Here is an 18639-nt window from a genome sequence, read left to right as displayed (position 1 = left end):
ACTCCTCCTATCTATGTGTACGTGGGTCGCTAGCATCGGCCAAGTTTTGTCCGACGATAAAGAATGACAAGGATACTAAAATCAAAACAGTAAGCGGAATCCAGAATAGGTAAGCATTTGTAGTTACGTTTTGAGAATAGTCAGAAATCAACCGGCCCAAACTTGGAACTGTGATTGGAAGACCAAGTCCGAAGAAGGAAAGGAAGGCTTCGTAAGAAATAAAGCTTGGAAGCAACTGTGATGTTTGTGTCACGATAACAGATACCAATTGAGGTAAAATATTTTTCGTAACAATTTTCATTGTTGGTGTTCCTAATGTTCGGCTGGCAAGGTTGTACTCCAAATCACGGTAACGCATGATTTGGACACGAATGGTATAAGCAATTCCGATCCATCCAGTTAAGGACATGGCAAGAATCAAGTTCCAGAATCCAGATCCCATTGAGTAAGTCAAGACGATAACGATCAACATAAATGGAATGTTTGAAATAACGTTATAAACTTCCATCATGATACGGTCGATAGATTTTGAGATCCCCCAAATTCCACCAACGATAACTCCGACTACCACGTTAATAACAGTGGCGATGAAGGAAATGATAATGGAATTTCGAGCACCAAACCAAACTCCATCAAAGAGGGATTTACCGTTATTATCTGTACCAAATAGTGCTTTCCCACTTGGTGGATTCAAACGTGCTGAAAAGTCATTTACCTTACTTACGTCGTTGTAATCAAAATTTGAAAACATAGGATAGACAAAACTCATCAAGAGAATCCCAACCAAAATAGCAAGCATAATGATAGTGGTTCTTTTTTTCAAGAATTGTCTGAATACAGATTTCCAGTATGAATACGCTGGAGCATCGATTACTTCAGAGGCAAAGTCATCGCGTTTTACAAACTGAAATTTATTTTTATCGATTGTAGCCATTATTTGCCTCCTTTCGTATTCGTTAATTTAATCCGTGGATCAAGCACTGTCATCAAGATATCACCTAACATGGCAGCAAAGATACCAAGTGATGTGAAGATGAAGACAAGTCCGATGACCATGGTGTTGTTTGATGCTTTAATAGAGTCAATCAACATTTTACCCATACCTGGGAAAGCGAAGACTGTTTCAGTAAGTGTCGCACCTGAGATAACTCCAATAATAGAACCTGGAATACCAGATACCAATGGAACCATCGCATTTTTGAAGATGTGTTTTCTTGAGATCTCACGTTCTGACAATCCTTTTGAACGAGCAAAACGGACGAAATCTTGCGAGTGGATATCGATCATGTAACGACGAATCCAAACTGCGATAAATGGCGCACTCAACAAACCAAGAATCAGAGACGGCAATACATATGAACGCCAATCCTGTGCTCCAAGAACTGGGAATGAGTCTGGAAGTCCAAAGAATGAACCTGCTAGACGCACAATGTAAACAAGGGCAATAGTTGGAAGGGACATCATAAATGTCAAGGTCGCTGTTGAAATGCTATCAAACCATGAGTTCTTGAAGAGAGCCATGTAAGATCCTAATGGGATCGCAATCAAGTAAGCAATCGCAATACCAATCAAACCAATGATTGAAGAAGATGCAATCATGGATGGATTTTCATAGTTGCTCAACGTTGCTGTATAAGCGTCACCTTTACCAAATCGACTGATGTCTTGTGAGTCTGCCTTACTTGGTGATTTGTAAGTACGTGAGTAGATATCGATGGAAGATGTCTTTTTACCTGTTGGGAAGTTCACTTCACTCTTCTTAGTTGTTCCTTGTCCTTGGGTAATCACTTGAAGAACAGGGGTATTTGAATAAGTTGGATATGAATTTCCAAGGTTTAAGGTTACAAAGTTTTGGTGTACATATGGGAATTGACCATTAAAGTACAAGAGGTATTTGTGTTTCGTACCAGAACCTACAACTGACCAACCAATAGATGGATCATTTTCAATACGGATATAGCGTTTGAGATTTGGATTCGAGGCATCTTTCACCCAACCTGGATGATCAAACTGAATCAAATTCGCATAGAAGCTAATGACACGTTCAAAAACCGGAATTTCACGCACCGCATAGAAAGACTTACTTTCCGGGAAACGTTTCAACTGCCAACCATGACCTAATTTTTCAATATATTTTTTGTAGATCTTTTCATTGGCATTTGTCGCATCAACCGTTACGGAAGAATCTTCTTTACTTGCTTTTTGTTGCAAGCTCTTTGAATCCATGTATTCCAAATAACCCATGCGATCGTAGACTGTATTTTCGTAGTTGATCTTCGAATCCTTTGTCTTCGCTACTTTATTGTAGTTGGGGTCATTTTTAAAGATGAGATTTCTCGGTGTTAGCGTATAGATAATCATGTAGGTTAATGTCGTGACGAGAAAGATCGACACTAACGAACGCAAAATACGCATAAAAACATATTTTTTCATATTTCATTCCTTTAATGTCCAAAAGAACTTTCTCCCCTAGAAGAGAAAGTTCTAATGAAAAGCAATAATTTAATTATTTAACGTGTTTTTCAAGATCTTGTTGAGCTTTTTTGTTTGACTCAGCTTTTTCTTTTTGCCATTTTTCACGTGCTTGTTCGTATTGTTTCTTAGTAACTGGCTCATCTTGAACTTCAACGTATTTCAAGTATGTTGAACCTTTGTTACCTGTTTGTGATGATGGTTCAGAGAATGGAACTACCTTAGAAACAACTGTTGCAGCACCTGTACTTGACATCGTTGGAATAACAATCGCACTATCTGTCAACCAAGCTTGAGCTGCTGCGTATTTTTCATAACGTTTCACAACATCTTGTGTTTCGTTGTTTGCATCGTCAAGAAGTTTTGCAAACTCATCCAAACCGACTGCTTTTGCTGATGGGTTATCTACACCACCTGCAAAACCAAGGTAAACTTTTGTTTGGTCCTCAGAAGCTGGTTGAAGAGTATCAAGGTAAGTTGATGGATCATCATAGTCTGGGTTCCATCCGACCATTCCTTGAAGATCCCAGTCTGCGTCTGCAGCTGATGGCACATTCAAAGTAATATTCAACACTTCGTCTGAGTCCATCATTTGAAGATCAAGAACGACATTGTCTTTACCAAGAGTATCTTCCACAGTTTGTTTCAGAGATTGCATCCGTGAAACAAAGTTTGTAGAATTTTGTGCTACCGGTACATCAATATGAATTGGGAATTGAACACCATCTTTTTGAAGTTCAGCTTTGGCTTTTTCAAGTTGCGCTTTAGCTTTATCCTTGTTATAAAGACCATCTTGACCATCAGCAAGGTTCACACCTTTCCATTGGTCTCCATAAGTAGTCAATTTATCTGCTACGACATCCCCAAAATCTTTTCCATCTACTTGGACAAAGGCTGGTGCTGTGTAGGTATTACGGATAGCTGGTTTAGCAAATTCTTTACCATTGACTTGTGCTGAGTAGTTTTCACGGTTCAAGGCAAAAGTGATGGCCTGACGGAAATCTTTGTTCAAAATTGCTTTCTTAGTAGCAGTTTTTTCAGCATCTGATTTTTTAGCAGTGTGTTTGTAAGATTGACGATCAAGGTTAAAGCCAAGAACTGCTACACCTGATCCTGCTGGTGTAGTAAAGATATCGTCTTTATATTTTTTCTCTACAGTTGCAAAGTTTGAACTTGCAGGGAAAAGGCGAGCTTTTGTATAAGCACCATCAGAGAAACCACGCGCCAATGAATCTTGGTCTGATCCATCGTAATAAGTATATTTTACTTCTTTCAGGTGAACGTTTTTCTTATCCCAGTAGTTGTCATTCTTTTCAAATACAACAGATGATTTTGAAGTGATTGATTTAAGAAGGAAAGGTCCGTTTGCAAGGATTGACTTCACATCGTTTGGTTGACCAAAATCATCTCCCTTACTCTTCAAGAACTCTGTGCTTATTGGGAACAAAATTCCGTTAGTCGTTTTAGAGTTCCAGAAAGTTTCAGGTTTGTTCAATGTATATTGAAGTGTGTAATCATCAACCGCTTTGACACCAACTTGACTGAAGTCTGTGATTTTTCCTTGGACATAATCATCCAATCCTTTGACAGAACCTTGAACGAGTGGAAGAGTTTCCGATTTTTTATCAGCAGCGTGTTTCAAACCAGTCACGAAGTCTTTGGCAGTCACTTCGCCATGTTCTTCACCATCCGCATCATACCATTTGACACCTTTACGAATCTTGTAGGTATAAGTCAAACCGTCTTTAGAAACAGACCAGTCTTCCGCAAGTGAAGGTACAAGGTTACCGTATTTATCATTTTCTAACAAACCATCTACCACATTTGTAGTGATGTCATGGGTAGCAGCTTTAGAAGAAATTGTATAGTCCAAAGTTGTTGGATCTGAAGTGTAGACATAACCATAGTTTTTGTCTTCGCCTGAGCTTGCTTTGCTAGTATTTGAACTAGAACATGCAGCTAACAATCCAGCTGCAAGGAGTGTTACTCCGGCAACTGCGAATACTTTACCTTTTTTCATAGGAATTCTCCAATAGTTTTTTTAGATTTGTTTAAGATTATATCACAACTAGAAAAAAAAGTAAACTAAATTTTCTGAATATTTGCGTCATCACCATTCAAAAACCTTGATACGACTGACTTTTTAGCTTGATGATGATTTTCCAATTTTCTATTCAGATTTTGTATGATACAATAGAGAAGACTAAATAATGAGGAAATTACCGTGAAAAAATTCTTTCTTTCTTTTTTAACCTTCATCCTACTTTTATGCAGTCTACCACCTCAAAGGATTTTTGCGAATGAGCCGGATCTTCCTGTTCAAAGTGCCATCGCTGTCGAAGCAGACACTGGTAAGATCTTGTATGAAAAAGATTCGGATAAAAAGCGAGAAGTTGGAGGATTGTCTACACTGCTGACCACTTATCTAATTTTCGAAGCCATTCATGACAAAAAACTTTCGTTAAAAGACCCAATCAAATTATCCGAGGAGGCATTGGCCTTAAATGATATTAAAGGTGCTGGAACTCTTCCCATTGAGGCAAACCAATATACGGTTGATCAGTTATTGATTGCTCTTTTAGTTGGAAATTCTAGCACTGCCGCCTTCGCCTTAGCTGAGAAAGTGGGTGGCTCCGAAAAAAGCTTCGTTGAAAAAATGAAGCAAAAACTTGCTGAATGGGGCATTCAATCTCCTCATTTAATTAATGCTACCGGATTAAATACTCAAACCATCAGCGGAGATCCTGACGGGAAAGAAGACGAAAATCAATTGAGTGCTTATGATATTGCTGTTATTGCCAAGCACTTACTCCAGGATTTTCCTGAAGTGACCAAATATACTTCAAAACCCACTGCTCTTTTTTCAAACACGCAGATTGAAAACCCCAACCTAATGCTAGAAGGGATGCCGAATTACCGTTCTGGAGTCGACGGCCTTCGAGTCAGCAACTCCACCAAAGGAGGAATTACCTTTGCTGCATCAACGACGCAAAATGGTATCCACATGATCACAGTTGTCTTAGGAGTTGAAGCAGTTGACGGTGATCCTTATGCACGCTTTGTAGCAACTTCATCACTGATGAATTACGTGGTACGAACCTTTGTTTCTTCCATTGTCGTAAAGAGAGGAGATACCTATGGAAAAAGTAAGGTCGCCATTACGGATGGGAAGTTTGAGTCCGTTTCGGCTGTTGCCAAAAAAGACTTCTATGTCGTGGTAAAACAAGGCAATCAAACTGAACCTAAGATCCAATTCAAAAGTAGTCAAAACCAATTCAAAGCCCCTGTAAAATCTGGAGATGATGTTGGAATTCTCCAATACTCAGATCCAAATAAAATCGGGCGAGGCTACTTAGAAGATCAAGAGCCGACAGTCGATATGGTAGCAGGAAAAACCGTTGAGAAAAGCTTTTTCTTAAAGGTTTGGTGGAATCAATTCGTCCGTTATGTCAACGAAAAATTATAAGCAAAAAATCACAATGGAGTCAAATCCATTGTGATTTTTGATTGATGAAAATGAATTATCCTACAGATCCTTCCATTTCGTAACTAATAAGTCGGTTTAACTCAACGGCATATTCCATTGGAAGTTCTTTTGTAAAGGGCTCTACAAATCCCATGACAATCATTTCTGTCGCTTCTGACTCAGACAGTCCACGACTCATCAAATAATAAAGCTGTTCTTCTGAAATTTTTGAAACCTTTGCTTCGTGCTCCAAAGCAACTTGTGAATTGTGAATTTCATTAAAAGGAATCGTATCTGATGCTGACAAATCATCCATAATAATGGTATCGCACTCAATATGAGAAACAGATTTTTTAGAATCCTTGTTAAATGTAACTTGTCCACGGTAGTCTACCTTTCCGCCACCTTTCGCAATAGATTTTGATACGATAGACGAGCTGGTATGAGGGGCATTGTGGATCATCTTAGCACCTGTATCTTGGTGTTGACCTGCATTAGCGAAGGCAATGGACAACATGGTCCCGCGCGCTCCTTCTCCATCTAGATAAACAGATGGGTACTTCATGGTTGTCTTGGCTCCTAAGTTCCCGTCGATCCACTCAACTGTAGCATCTTTTTGGGCTTTGGCCCGCTTGGTGACCAAGTTGTAGACATTGTCAGACCAGTTTTGGATAGTCGTGTAGCGCATATAAGCACCATCCAAGGCAAAGATCTCAACAATCGCTGCATGGAGGCTATTGCTTGAGTAGGTCGGCGCTGTACAGCCTTCTACATAGTGGACACTTGCTCCCTCATCCACGATAATCAACGTGCGCTCAAACTGACCTGTATTTTCATTGTTGATACGGAAGTAAGTTTGAAGGGGAACGTCTACTTTTACGCCTTTTGGTACATAAATGAAGGTTCCACCAGACCAGACTGCTGAGTTGAGGGCAGCCAATTTGTTATCCGTTGGCGGTACCAACTTCGCAAAATACTGTTTGAAAAGATCTGGATATTCTTTTAAGGCAGAATCGGTATCAGTAAAGATAATCCCTAACTTTTCAAACTCTTCTTTCATATTGTGGTAAACCACTTCTGATTCATACTGAGCAGAAGCACCTGCTAGGTAAGCACGTTCCGCTTCAGGAATCCCGATACGCTCAAAGGTTTCCTTGATTTTCTCTGGAACTTCGTCCCATGAACGGGCAGGTTTATCCGAAGGTTTTTGATAATAGATCAAATCATCAAAGTCAATCTCTGATAGATCGGCTCCCCAGGTTTGCATGGGCATCTTTTTGAAGGTTTCAAAGGATTTCAAACGGAATTCTAGCATCCATTCTGGTTCATTTTTTGCTGCAGATAATTCACGAATTACCGCTTCATTCAATCCCTTCCCGGTAGAGAGAATGGGTTGAACGTCATCGTGAAATCCAAATTTATATTCACCGAGATCAATTGGTTTCGGTTCGACTCTTTCTTCAGCCATAATTTCCTTTCTTTCTCTGTTTCTTCTTTTAACTAATTACTACGTTCGATCGCTTTTTTAAGAGCATTCCAGGAGAGGGTCGCACATTTAATCCGCTGTGGGAATTTTGAGACTCCAGATAAGAAGGCTGCATCTCCCAACTCCTCTTGGCGAGGATCTGATTGGCCTTGGACCATTTCTGAAAAGACCTGTGCCAATTCTTCAACTTCCTCTTTTGTTTTTCCCATTACAGCATCCGTCATCATACTAGCTGAAGCGGTTGAGATCGTACAGCCTGAATTCACAAAGGCAATATCTTCAACCCTGTCATTCTCATCAAATTTCACACTTAACTGGATCACATCTCCACAAGTTGGATTGTTGAGTTGGATCTGATCAACATCTTCAATCTGTCCTTGGTGGTGGGGGTGTTTTGAATGGTCAGCTACGACCGCCATGTACAGCGAATCTAATTTAGAAAGTGCCATTGAAAAACTCCTTTGCTTTGATCAATGCCTCAATTAATTTATCACAGTCCGCTTTGGTGTTGTAGATATAAAAACTTGCTCTCGTTGTCGCTGGGACTTGTAGGTATTGAAGGAGCGGTTGTGCACAGTGGTGACCTGCACGAACGGCAATTCCTTCATAATCTAATGCTGTTGCTAAGTCATGCGGATGGAGATCTCCTAGATTGAAGGAAATGACGCCAGAACGTTGGGCTAAGTCTTGGGAGCCATAGATGGTCAAGCCTTCGATAGCCTGTAATTTTGGAAACACATAGGCAATCAATTCTTGCTCATGCGCTTCTACCTGGTCCATACCCAGCTCTTCTAAGTAATCGATTGCTGCACCAAGACCAATTGCGCCCGCCATATTAGGTGTTCCAGCTTCAAATTTCCAAGGTAATTCCTTCCAAGAGGCAGATTGTTCGTAAACAAAGTCAATCATCTCGCCCCCAAACTCGATTGGAGACATTTGCTCTAAGATTTCTTCCTTCCCATAGAGGACACCAATCCCTGTTGGTGCAGCCATCTTGTGGCCAGAAAAAGCAAAGAAATCCGCATCTAAGTCTTGTACATCAATGGCCATATGAGGGGTTGATTGAGCACCGTCTACGACCATGATCGCTCCAACTTCATGAGCTAATCGAGTAATTTCCTTGATCGGATTGACCACCCCTAAGACATTCGAAGCATGGGTGATGGAGACAAATTTTGTCCTCTCACTAAGCTTGCTCTTTAAGTCCTGCATATCCAGTAAGCCATCTTTTAGATAGACATAAACCAGTTTTGCTCCTGTCTTCTTGCAGGCTTGCTGCCAAGGAATGATGTTGGAGTGATGTTCCATGATGGAAATCAGGACTTCATCCCCTTCCTTTAGGACTTCTTCTGCATAGCGGGCCACCCAGTTGAGTCCAGTCGTTGTCCCTCTTGTAAAGAGCACCTCCTTGGTTGATGAAGCGTTGATAAATTTTCTAACTTTCTCACGCACCACCTCATAGGCTGCTGTTGCTCGTTCAGCCAAAGTATGGACTCCACGATGGACATTGGCGTTATCTTGCAAATAATAGTGATTAACTGCTTCAAGAACACGTTTAGGTTTTTGCGTCGTCGCTGCATTATCTAGATAAACCAAAGGCTCATCGTGAACTAGTTGATCGAGAATGGGAAAATCTTGAGCAATCGTATTTTTATCTAGCATTGTTTCTCCTTAGCGTTGAGATAACTTTTCTTCGATGGTGGCAATCATTTCATCACGTACTTCTTTAACTGGGATTTCAACAATAACAGATCCCAAGAAACCACGCACCACTAAACGTTCTGCTGTGTGTTGATCCAGACCACGACTCATAAGGTAATACATATCTTCTGGGTCCACTTGACCGATCGATGCAGCATGGCCTGCCGTGACGTCATTTTCATCAATCAAGAGGATTGGATTGGCATCTGAACGCGCTTGATCCGATAGCATCAAGACACGGCTTTCTTGCTGAGCATCTGCTCCTTTGGCCCCTTTAATAATATGACCAATTCCGTTGAAGGTCAAGGTTCCTTTTTCAAGAATAACCCCGTGTTGTAAGATATTTCCGATCGAGTTGCAACCAAAGTTGGTCACACGGGTGTCAATTCCTTGCACCTGACGACCGCTTGATAAGGCAACGACTTTCAAATCTGCATGACTTCCGTTTCCAACCAAGTCACTGTCAAAGTCTGCAACCACGTTGCCTTCATTCATGACACCGATGGCCCAATCAATGCTGGCATCCTGACCTAGTTTTCCACGTCGACTGATGTAGGCTGTGACATTTTCACCCAGACGGTCAATCGCCGCAAATTTCACTTGAGCACCGGAGCGGGCAATCACCTCAACCGTCACATTAGCAGTTGCTTTTGCTGAGCCATCACCTTTTGATTCCAAGCGTTCCAAATAGCTGAACTTGCTGTTTTTACCTGCGATAATCAAAATGTGCTTATTAAAAGGTACATCACTGTCGCTATCCTGGTAGAAAATGCCTTCGATTGGTTCTGAAATTTCGACGTTATCTGGAATATAGAGAACAGCCCCACTATTAAAATAAGCTGTGTGGTATGCTGCTAGTTTGTCATCATCGTATTTAACTGAAGACATGAAGTAGTCTTCCATCACCTGCGGAATTTCTTCTAGGGCAGTATGGAAATCTGTAAAAAGAACTCCTTGGTCTGCCAAGGCTTGTGGCACCTGTTCAAATACAGTCTGAGTTCCAACTTGGACCAATTTTAAGTTCGAATCAAGGGCTGTAAAATCAGGAACATTGGCAGAAGCCTCGCTTTCTGTGATCGTTCCATCGCCAAGATTCCAGCGATGGAATTTTACGCGTTCAATCGCTGGTAATTCCAACTGATCAATCTTGTTAAAAGCTTTTTTTCGTAAATCCTGCAGCCAGCTTGGCTCAGCATGCAGTTCCGAAAAGAGGGTAATATTTTCAATACTCATTTTTTTCTCCTAATAAAGATACTATCTGTTTGATTTTATGACAACATTAGATCACTTGTCATCAGGTTATAGTTCTTCTTTATAGTCGTAACCGAGTTCTTCTGCGAGTTGGGCATAGCCTTCACGTTCCAAGCGTGCAGCCAATTCTGGCCCACCTGAAAGCACGACACGGCCTTCCATCATCACATGAACGACGTCAGGAGTAATATAGTTCAACAAACGTTGGTAGTGGGTGATGATCATCGCTCCAAAACCTTCACCCCGCATTGCATTAACCCCTTTAGATACGACCTTAAGAGCATCGATATCCAAACCAGAATCAATTTCATCCAAAAGAGCAAATGTTGGTTCCAACATCAATAATTGAAGAATTTCATTGCGTTTTTTTTCACCACCTGAGAACCCTTCGTTCAAATAGCGTTCTGCCATTTCTTCTTTCATGTTGAGCAATTCCATCTTTTCATCCAATTTTTTGATGAAATCACGAATGGAGATCTTCTCGTCCTCTTCTTTACCAGCATTCATGGCTGCACGTAAAAATTCTGCATTGGTAATCCCTGGGATTTCTGAAGGGTATTGCATAGCAAGGAACAAGCCCATCCGTGCACGTTCGTCTACTTCCAATTCCAAGATGTTGACACCATCAAACAGAATCTCCCCTTTAGTCACTTCATAATTTGGGTTACCCATAATGGCAGCTGACAGAGTAGATTTACCCGTTCCGTTTGGTCCCATGATGGCTGCGATCTCACCAGTTTTTAGGGTTAGGTTTACACCTTTTAAAATTTCTTTGCCTTCAATTTCAACGTGAAGGTCTTTAATTTCTAATGTCGACATTGCATTCCCTTTCTTTTTACTTTGAAGTCTAGAAGGTTCTCAAAGCATCGATTCCTTCATCACAAAGTATTTTTTTACCTTTCAAGTATATCAAAAAAAAGCCTAAATGGCTTTTCTTTTGATTAGAACTATTCTTATTTAGTTTTTCCTTTTCGTTTTTGACGAACTTCCTCCCGATAGGAAGAATTCCCTATATAGCGCAGAACATTTAACAAAGGACTATGATGTGGCCCCAGAACCCCGATCAATTCTGCTAACAACTCCACTCCAAACAAAAGTCCTATCACGAGCAAAATGCCCCCAATTCGACTTGAAATATTGAGCAGTAGAGAAATCAAGGAAAAGATCATCGAGATCCCATAGATCACAAGTACTGTCCCTCGGTGCGTCAAGCCTAAAGAAAGCAGACGGTGATGTAGGTGATTGCGATCCGGTTTGTAAAATTTTTGACCAGACAAAGTCCGACGGATAATGGCTAAAAAGGTATCTGTAATCGGAACTCCGAGGATAATCATTGGCGTGACTACCGCAACAGCTGTCGCATTTTTCAAGCCTTGCAAAGACAAGACAGAAATCATAAATCCGATAAACAGAGCACCGGTGTCTCCCAGATAAAGAATGGCTGGATGGTAGTTAAAGGGGAAAAATCCAGCGATTGCTGCAACTAAAACAAAAATGGTCATGGTCAAGAAGAGATTTGGAACTGGCAGAAAGAAATAGGAAACAATCCCCATTGTCACTAGAGAAATAATGGATACACCACTCACCAAACCATCTAATCCATCAATCAAATTGACCGCATTGGTAATAGAAATGATCCAAATCACTGTTAAAAGATATGATAACCACGGATCAAAATGAAGCAAAGGACCACCAAAGGGAATCTTGAAATCATTCAGCCTGAAATCGGTCAAAAACCAGACTATACTCGCTGCAAGAAGAATGCCAATCATCTTCTTCTTGGCTGACAATTCTTTCACATCATCGATCAAGCCTGTAAGAGCAATGATCCATCCTGCACCTACAACCGGCAAGGTATAAGAGAGATAACTTTTGATTGGTGCAGCATTAGATGTCAGCATAGGAATGAATACTAAGGTTGCGATCGAAAAGGCGATTACAATAGATAATCCACCAGCACTTGGCATGGGCTTGGTATTGATTCGTCGAGCATTAGGGTAATCAACTGCACCGATTTTAAATGATAATAAACGAACCAAAGGCGTCAACACAAGCGCAATCAAAAAGGTCCCGATCAATATCAGAATAAATTGCAGAGAAAAGGACATCATAAACTAGCAACTTTCTTTAAATTCTCTATCGCACCTGATACCATCAATAAATACCCATGCTCCTGTAAAACTGCCCGTGTCACTTCTGAATCATCCGCATACTCTCGAATAGTTGCGAGTAACCAAGTAGGATATTGGATAGGCTGATTCTCTGTATCAATTAGCACTGTCAAATAATATTCCGACCCCATCTTGTACAATTCAGAGGTATCTACTGGGTAAGTCACCGTTTTGGAAAAGGCAACTGCTTGCTGGATATTCGAAAAACGCAAAATGTAATAAATATACTGAGTCACTGGGGATTCAGGTGTCGGATCTTGTTCTTGATTATCACGTAACTCTTCTTGTTCCAAATGGTGAATGGCTTCTGCATCCCCTTTTGTCTTATCAGAGATTGTTTTTTCCAAGGTTTTGATAAATTCATCTGGCGTCATGCGCGACAACTCTTCCATATCAGGAAGATCTGACAAATCCTCAAAATCCAATTGTTGGTCAATTTTTGATTTGGTAACAAAAACATCCAATTTATCTGGTTTTGGCGTCACACGAAAACTCAGCATCCCGCTATCCAGGAAGCTTTCTGGCATTTCGAGTTCATCCAAAATGGCGTAGAAAAATTCTTCTGTTTTTTCTTGTGGGACAAGAAAATCAGCAATTTCCATCCCACGTTCTTCTAAGTCTTCTAGTTGGATCGTGATCTTAATTGTTGAATCACTAATTTGCTTCATCTTCATAGCATAACCTCATACTTCTAGTCTTACTATTATACTAAAAAATTGGATAGAATTCAAAAAAAGGATGCATAGAAAAGAGGTCGGGACAAAAGTCTCCAACCTCGAAAATAATTTGATCGAGTTCAACCGTTCTCTTAGAAAATAACACGGAAGAGGCCATACAATAACAAGATGGAACCAAGAACGATCCGGTATTTCCCAAAGACGGTGAAATCATGATTTTTCACATAATCTGTCAAGAAGCGGATGGCGTACATGCTGACCACAAAGGCCACTCCCATCGCTACCAGTAGAATAAAGAGTTGCCCCAGTGCTAGTGAATGTCCGCCAAGAGCGAATTTTCCAACCTTTAAGAGGCTAGCACCAAACATAGCTGGGATCCCCAAATAAAAGGTAAATTCTGTCACTACTGGACGGCTAACACCATTGATCAAGCCACCTACAATCGTAGCACCTGAACGGCTTGTTCCTGGAAATAGCGATAAAACTTGGAAGAGTCCGATATAAAGAGCTGTTCGATAAGGTAGCTTATGCAATTCCGTTACTGCTGGCTCAACTTGTTCTCGTCTTTCCAGATAGATAAAGGCAATCCCGTAGGTGATCAACATAATCGCAACAGAAATAGAATTGTGAAAATGAGCCTCAAACCAATCATCTAATTTAAAAACAAAGACAAGCGGGAGCGTTGCAACCGCAACTTTTGCCCATAATTGCCAAGTTCGACGTACTTCTAGTGGAGATTTACCAGGTTTGAAGGGATACAATTTATCGAAATAAATCACCACAACCGCTAGGATCGCACCCAATTGGATCACGACATTGAACATCTCCATAAAGGCTGGATCTTGATTTTTAAACTGCACAAAATCCTGTAACAGAATCAAGTGACCTGTACTTGAGATCGGCAACCATTCTGTAATCCCCTCGACAATCCCAAAAAGAACCGCCTTGATTAATTCGATCAGAAACATCTTTTTCTCCTAAACTTACATTTGCTCTATTATATCATAATTCTATTCGCCAGGCTAGATCGCTCCAGCCAGTATGGCCTGAGTGACTATGACTGATCTTTTGGCTTATTAGAAAGCACCAAAGCCTCCGCCGCCACCACCGCCAGAGAAGCCTCCTCCACTACCAGAGGAAACTGTGAAATGACTAGCCGTCGATGCTGTCGATCCATAAGTAGACATGGCATGACTTGAGTGGGTCACATCATGATAGAATGGGGTGTAAACGAAGGCATTTAAGGCTTGATTTTCTAAATGAATATTCCGAAGTTTCATGACCTTTGTGACCTGATCGGCTACACCATACAAGGCCGCATAGACCAATAACCGATTCCATAGGACCAGAGACTGCAACTCTGCATCGTTGAGGTGAGCAATCTCTTTCAACATCCGACCAAAACTATCCCAGTAATAGCGTTGCTCAGCACCCGCAAGATTGACAACCCCATCTCGTAGACAAGCTTTAAAGACACCATTGAAGCGCACTGGCATAAACCAAAGTATGAGGATCCCTATCAAACAAGGAACAGAGAACCAACCCATCCCAAAGATGGCAAAGATTTCTGCTCCAAGAGCGATAAACCAAGCAGCCCAACCAAAGAAGAGACTTCGTCTAGCTTGCGCTTCTTCTTTTGCCTCTAAAGGGCGATAGTAGCTTGGCAAATGGAGATCTTCCACCTTGCGATGAACATCTCGGGCCACTTGGTTCACAGCCGTATCAAAACGAGCCTGAGCCTTACTTCCTAGTGAACGAATCGCATCTTGATCTGCTTTTTTGGCATGTTTGTATACATCATCACTAAATTCATAATTCTCAAAGAGACGGTTTACAGGACAGGAAACCTGATCCCCAAAAGCCATATTCATAAAGGAGCGTTCAAAATCATCCACATGTCCATGAGACTTTCTGGTCAAAACGACTTCATTTCCTTGCTGCTCGTAGACAATCACTCCACGATCCATCAAATCCAGCAATGTAGCTTGAAGCATTTTTTCAAATGTAAACACCGGAGGAGTTGCCTTCTCTTTATTGGTAGGGGAGGCCTCGTCTAGTTCGGCTGAATAAACAACCGAACTCATAATTAGAGGTGCAATGTCCTGTGGAATCTCATAAAGACGAGTATTGGTCGGATAGGTCACACCAGGCCAAATCATTTTTTTGAACCGGTTGCGGCCCAAGAGAGCAAGAAGCCAGAGTGCAAAAATCAAGACTGGCAAGATCCAATTCCAAAACATGCGTGTCCAGTATTTTTCCTGTTCAATTTTAGCTTGGTTTTTGTGAAATTCATCCAATTTGGTCAATCCGGTATTTCGACCAGAATCATACAAGGTAGTTAGGTCTGACTTCAACCAGTAACCATACAACTCCACAGCCTTTCCTTTGCCTAGGTTATAGAAAGTAGCAGAATAGATTCCATCTTCTTTCTTCACAGTCACATCCGGTCCCATAAAGGCTGTATGGATATACAGTTCCGATTGGGCATTGGCGGGCGCGAACTTAGGGATGACACGAAACTGAACTTCATCCACCTTCTGATCACCATCTGTTATCGGTTTCCAGTTCAACTGCAAGATATCCTTGTGTGAATAAAGAAGATTTTTTAATTTCCATGTGACTTTAATTTTGACTGTATCTGTCGCCACACCACTGTTATAAATTTTCACTCGGTAGCCATCACCTAGATTCGTAATCTCGGGTTCTCTTTGAAGATCACGACCTTCCACCTCAACCTTTGGCGGTATCTCAATTGCAAAGCCTTGTGGCATGTTCCCCGCCGTACCTAGACTGACATACTGCCCTCTATAAGAATCTTTGAAATAATAAACCAGTTCTTCCTCATAGGTGGCGTCATCCCAGGTGTCCAAGGTCAAGGTCCCACCATAATAAAGAACATCATAAGATGGGCTAGATGCCTGGACATTCTGACTGACAAAAAGGCAGGCCAGAAAAGCGAAAAAAACATACAAATACTTTTTCATTTGATCACGCTCCTTTGTATTATTATAGCATTTTTTAAATAAAAAGAGGACCATATTTGAAATGCAGCCTATTTTACTGTACAATAGGAGAAGTTAAAATAAGGAAGAGGAGAAAAAATGAAAAAAACAATATTTGCGCTCTTAACAGGGCTTTTCATTTGCTTAGGGATCACACAGATTGCTCATGCAGATGACTATTTACGTATTGGGATGGAAGCAGCTTATGCTCCTTTCAACTGGACCCAAGAAGATGATGCAAATGGAGCTGTTAAAATTGACGGTACCAATCAATATGCCAATGGGTACGATGTCCAAATCGCCAAAAAAGTTGCTGAGGAGTTAGGTAAAAAACCTCTGATCGTAAAAACATCTTGGAACGGTTTAATTCCAGCCCTCACTTCTGGTAAAATCGATATGATTATCGCTGGGATGAGTCCAACCGCTGAACGTAAAAAAGAGGTCGCCTTCTCCAAGAGCTACTATACCAGTGAACCGGTCATGCTCGTTCGTAAAGATGGAAACTATGCAAACGCTACTAGCCTAGATGACTTTAAGGATGCAAAGGTCACCTCTCAACAAGGGGTCTACCTCTATTCTCTCATTTCCCAACTAAAGGGTGTGAAACAAGAAACTGCAATGGGTGATTTCGCCCAGATGCGGCAAGCTTTAGAATCAGGTGTTATCGATGCCTATGTTTCTGAACGTCCCGAAGCCCTAACCGCCGAGTCCGCTAATTCTAAATTTAAGATGATTCAATTCAAAAAAGGATTTGAAGTTGGGGAAGAAGATGCGACTATCGCTATCGGGATGAAGAAGGGTGACACTAGAATTGACCAAGTCAATGCCGCACTAGCTAAGATTTCGTCTGAAGACCAAGTCAAACTCATGGATGATATGATTAAGAAGCAACCAGCTTCCAGTGATGCTAGTGATGATAAGCAGACTTTCTTTAGCCAAATGATGAAGATTTTAAAGGATAATGGCCCACAGTTCTTACGGGGAACTGGAATGACCCTCTTAATCTCTATGACTGGAACTATCGCTGGGTTGATTATCGGTTTGTTAATCGGTGTCTTCCGGACAGCTCCGAAGGCTAAAAATAAATTCCTTGCTGGATGCCAAACTGCCTTTGGTTGGTTCCTCAATGTCTACATTGAAATCTTCCGTGGAACTCCGATGATCGTTCAATCCATGGTCATTTTCTACGGTTCCGCCCAAGCCTTCAACATTTCCTTGGATCGTACCTGGGCCGCCATCTTTATCGTATCCATCAATACCGGAGCTTATATGAGTGAGATTGTTCGTGGTGGGATCTTAGCAGTGGATCCAGGTCAGTTTGAAGCAGCGACTGCTCTAGGAATGACCCATGGACAAACCATGCGCAAGGTCGTCCTTCCACAGGTTGTTCGCAATATCTTGCCAGCAACAGGGAATGAATTTGGTATTAACATCAAGGATACATCTGTTTTGAATGTTATCTCTGTAGTTGAACTGTACTTTACAGGAAATACGGTCGCAACTCAAAACTACCAATACTTCCCAACCTTTACGATCATCGCTGTGATTTACTTCGTTCTCACCTTTACTATCACACGAATCCTTCGCTACATCGAACGTCGCTTAGATTCTGATACTTATACTACAGGTGCAAATCAAATGCAAGTCAAGGAGGTGAAATAATGTCAGAAAAAATTCTTGAAATTCAACATTTAAAAAAATCTTATGGTCAAAATGAGGTTTTGAAAGATATTTCGCTCACCGTTGAAAAAGGAGAGGTGATCTCCATCATCGGGAGCTCTGGTAGCGGAAAATCAACCTTCCTTCGCTCCATCAATCTTCTAGAGACTCCTACTGCTGGAGAGATTCTCTATCGTGGGCAAAATGTCCTTGATCCTGAGTATGATCTTACCCACTACCGCGAGAAATTGGGGATGGTTTTCCAAAGTTTTAATCTCTTCGAAAATTTAAACGTCTTGGAAAATACCATCGTTGCACAAACGACCGTCCTCAAGCGTGATCGTGAAACTGCAGAAAAAGTTGCCAAAGAAAACCTTGAAAAAGTCGGTATGGGATCTCAATATTGGGCTGCCCGTCCGAAACAACTTTCAGGTGGTCAAAAGCAACGGGTCGCCATCGCACGTGCTCTCTCAATGGATCCTGATGCCATTCTCTTCGATGAACCGACTTCTGCCCTAGACCCAGAAATGGTTGGGGAAGTCTTGAAAATCATGCAGGAGCTTGCAAAAGAAGGACTCACCATGATTGTCGTCACCCACGAAATGGAATTTGCCCGCGATGTCTCTAGCCGGGTCATCTTCATGGACAAGGGTGTCATCGCTGAGCAAGGTGATCCAAAAGAAATCTTTAGCAATCCAAAAGAAGAACGGACCAAGGAATTCCTTCAACGCTTCTTACATTAATCTCTTGAAAC

15 protein-coding genes are annotated in these 18639 nt (G+C 41.3%); 3 read left to right on the top strand and 12 right to left on the bottom strand.

Annotated elements, in window-relative coordinates; genetic code table 11:
• Window positions 1-7 precede the first annotated feature (7 nt).
• The 3 genes from oppC to HMPREF0833_RS09680 form a co-directional block, all read right to left on the bottom strand.
• Complete coding sequence (gene oppC, locus HMPREF0833_RS09690; RefSeq protein WP_013904708.1) at window positions 8-934, bottom strand: oligopeptide ABC transporter permease OppC; 927 nt, start codon at window positions 932-934, stop codon at window positions 8-10.
• On the bottom strand, window positions 934-2433 hold the full coding sequence (locus HMPREF0833_RS09685; protein ID WP_013904707.1) for an ABC transporter permease: 1500 nt from the start codon (window positions 2431-2433) through the stop codon (window positions 934-936). Before HMPREF0833_RS09685 ends, oppC begins: the two co-directional genes overlap by 1 nt.
• Before the next feature lie 73 nt (window positions 2434-2506).
• A complete protein-coding gene (locus HMPREF0833_RS09680) occupies window positions 2507-4492 on the bottom strand; it encodes a peptide ABC transporter substrate-binding protein (RefSeq protein ID WP_013904706.1) in 1986 nt (661 codons plus the stop codon).
• A gap of 204 nt (window positions 4493-4696) precedes the next feature.
• Between HMPREF0833_RS09680 and HMPREF0833_RS09675 the strand changes: the two genes are divergently transcribed.
• Window positions 4697-5938 carry a serine hydrolase gene (locus HMPREF0833_RS09675; protein ID WP_013904705.1) on the top strand — a complete coding sequence of 414 codons (1242 nt, stop codon included), beginning with the start codon at window positions 4697-4699 and terminating at the stop codon, window positions 5936-5938.
• Window positions 5939-5993: 55 nt separating this feature from the next.
• On the opposite strand, the gene sufB is transcribed toward HMPREF0833_RS09675, so the two are convergent.
• The 9 genes from sufB to HMPREF0833_RS09630 form a co-directional block, all read right to left on the bottom strand.
• Window positions 5994-7406, bottom strand: coding sequence for a Fe-S cluster assembly protein SufB (sufB, locus tag HMPREF0833_RS09670; protein ID WP_003015477.1), 1413 nt, complete (start codon window positions 7404-7406; stop codon window positions 5994-5996).
• Window positions 7407-7438: 32 nt separating this feature from the next.
• Window positions 7439-7873 carry a Fe-S cluster assembly sulfur transfer protein SufU gene (gene sufU, locus HMPREF0833_RS09665; RefSeq protein WP_013904704.1) on the bottom strand — a complete coding sequence of 145 codons (435 nt, stop codon included), beginning with the start codon at window positions 7871-7873 and terminating at the stop codon, window positions 7439-7441.
• Window positions 7860-9086, bottom strand: a complete 1227-nt coding sequence (locus tag HMPREF0833_RS09660; RefSeq protein WP_013904703.1) for a cysteine desulfurase — start codon at window positions 9084-9086, stop codon at window positions 7860-7862. The genes sufU and HMPREF0833_RS09660 overlap by 14 nt, the downstream gene beginning before the upstream one ends.
• A gap of 9 nt (window positions 9087-9095) precedes the next feature.
• Window positions 9096-10358: a Fe-S cluster assembly protein SufD gene (sufD, locus tag HMPREF0833_RS09655; protein WP_013904702.1), complete on the bottom strand. Its 1263-nt coding sequence runs from the start codon at window positions 10356-10358 to the stop codon at window positions 9096-9098.
• A gap of 66 nt (window positions 10359-10424) precedes the next feature.
• Window positions 10425-11195, bottom strand: coding sequence for a Fe-S cluster assembly ATPase SufC (sufC, locus tag HMPREF0833_RS09650; RefSeq protein WP_003004238.1), 771 nt, complete (start codon window positions 11193-11195; stop codon window positions 10425-10427).
• 134 nt (window positions 11196-11329) lie between these two features.
• Window positions 11330-12487 (bottom strand): glycosyltransferase family 4 protein, encoded by a 1158-nt coding sequence (locus tag HMPREF0833_RS09645; protein WP_013904701.1) that lies wholly within the window; start codon window positions 12485-12487, stop codon window positions 11330-11332.
• A complete protein-coding gene (gene mecA / locus HMPREF0833_RS09640; RefSeq protein ID WP_013904700.1) occupies window positions 12484-13221 on the bottom strand; it encodes an adaptor protein MecA in 738 nt (245 codons plus the stop codon). The genes HMPREF0833_RS09645 and mecA overlap by 4 nt, the downstream gene beginning before the upstream one ends.
• A 134-nt stretch (window positions 13222-13355) precedes the next feature.
• The gene (locus tag HMPREF0833_RS09635; RefSeq protein ID WP_013904699.1) at window positions 13356-14192 is read right to left on the bottom strand and encodes an undecaprenyl-diphosphate phosphatase; all 837 of its coding nucleotides are present in this window, start codon (window positions 14190-14192) and stop codon (window positions 13356-13358) included.
• A gap of 108 nt (window positions 14193-14300) precedes the next feature.
• Complete coding sequence (locus HMPREF0833_RS09630; RefSeq protein WP_041818452.1) at window positions 14301-16208, bottom strand: DUF2207 domain-containing protein; 1908 nt, start codon at window positions 16206-16208, stop codon at window positions 14301-14303.
• Window positions 16209-16325: 117 nt separating this feature from the next.
• Between HMPREF0833_RS09630 and HMPREF0833_RS09625 the strand changes: the two genes are divergently transcribed.
• Window positions 16326-17888 (top strand): ABC transporter substrate-binding protein/permease, encoded by a 1563-nt coding sequence (locus tag HMPREF0833_RS09625; RefSeq protein ID WP_013904697.1) that lies wholly within the window; start codon window positions 16326-16328, stop codon window positions 17886-17888.
• On the top strand, window positions 17888-18628 hold the full coding sequence (locus HMPREF0833_RS09620; RefSeq protein WP_003015483.1) for an amino acid ABC transporter ATP-binding protein: 741 nt from the start codon (window positions 17888-17890) through the stop codon (window positions 18626-18628). Before HMPREF0833_RS09625 ends, HMPREF0833_RS09620 begins: the two co-directional genes overlap by 1 nt.
• The last annotated feature ends 11 nt before the right edge of the window (window positions 18629-18639 follow it).

The sequence above is a fragment of the Streptococcus parasanguinis ATCC 15912 genome (assembly GCF_000164675.2).
Lineage (GTDB): Bacteria > Bacillota > Bacilli > Lactobacillales > Streptococcaceae > Streptococcus > Streptococcus parasanguinis.
The sequence above is the reverse complement of the archived record's forward strand: the minus strand, read 5'-3'. Positions and strand labels throughout refer to the sequence as shown.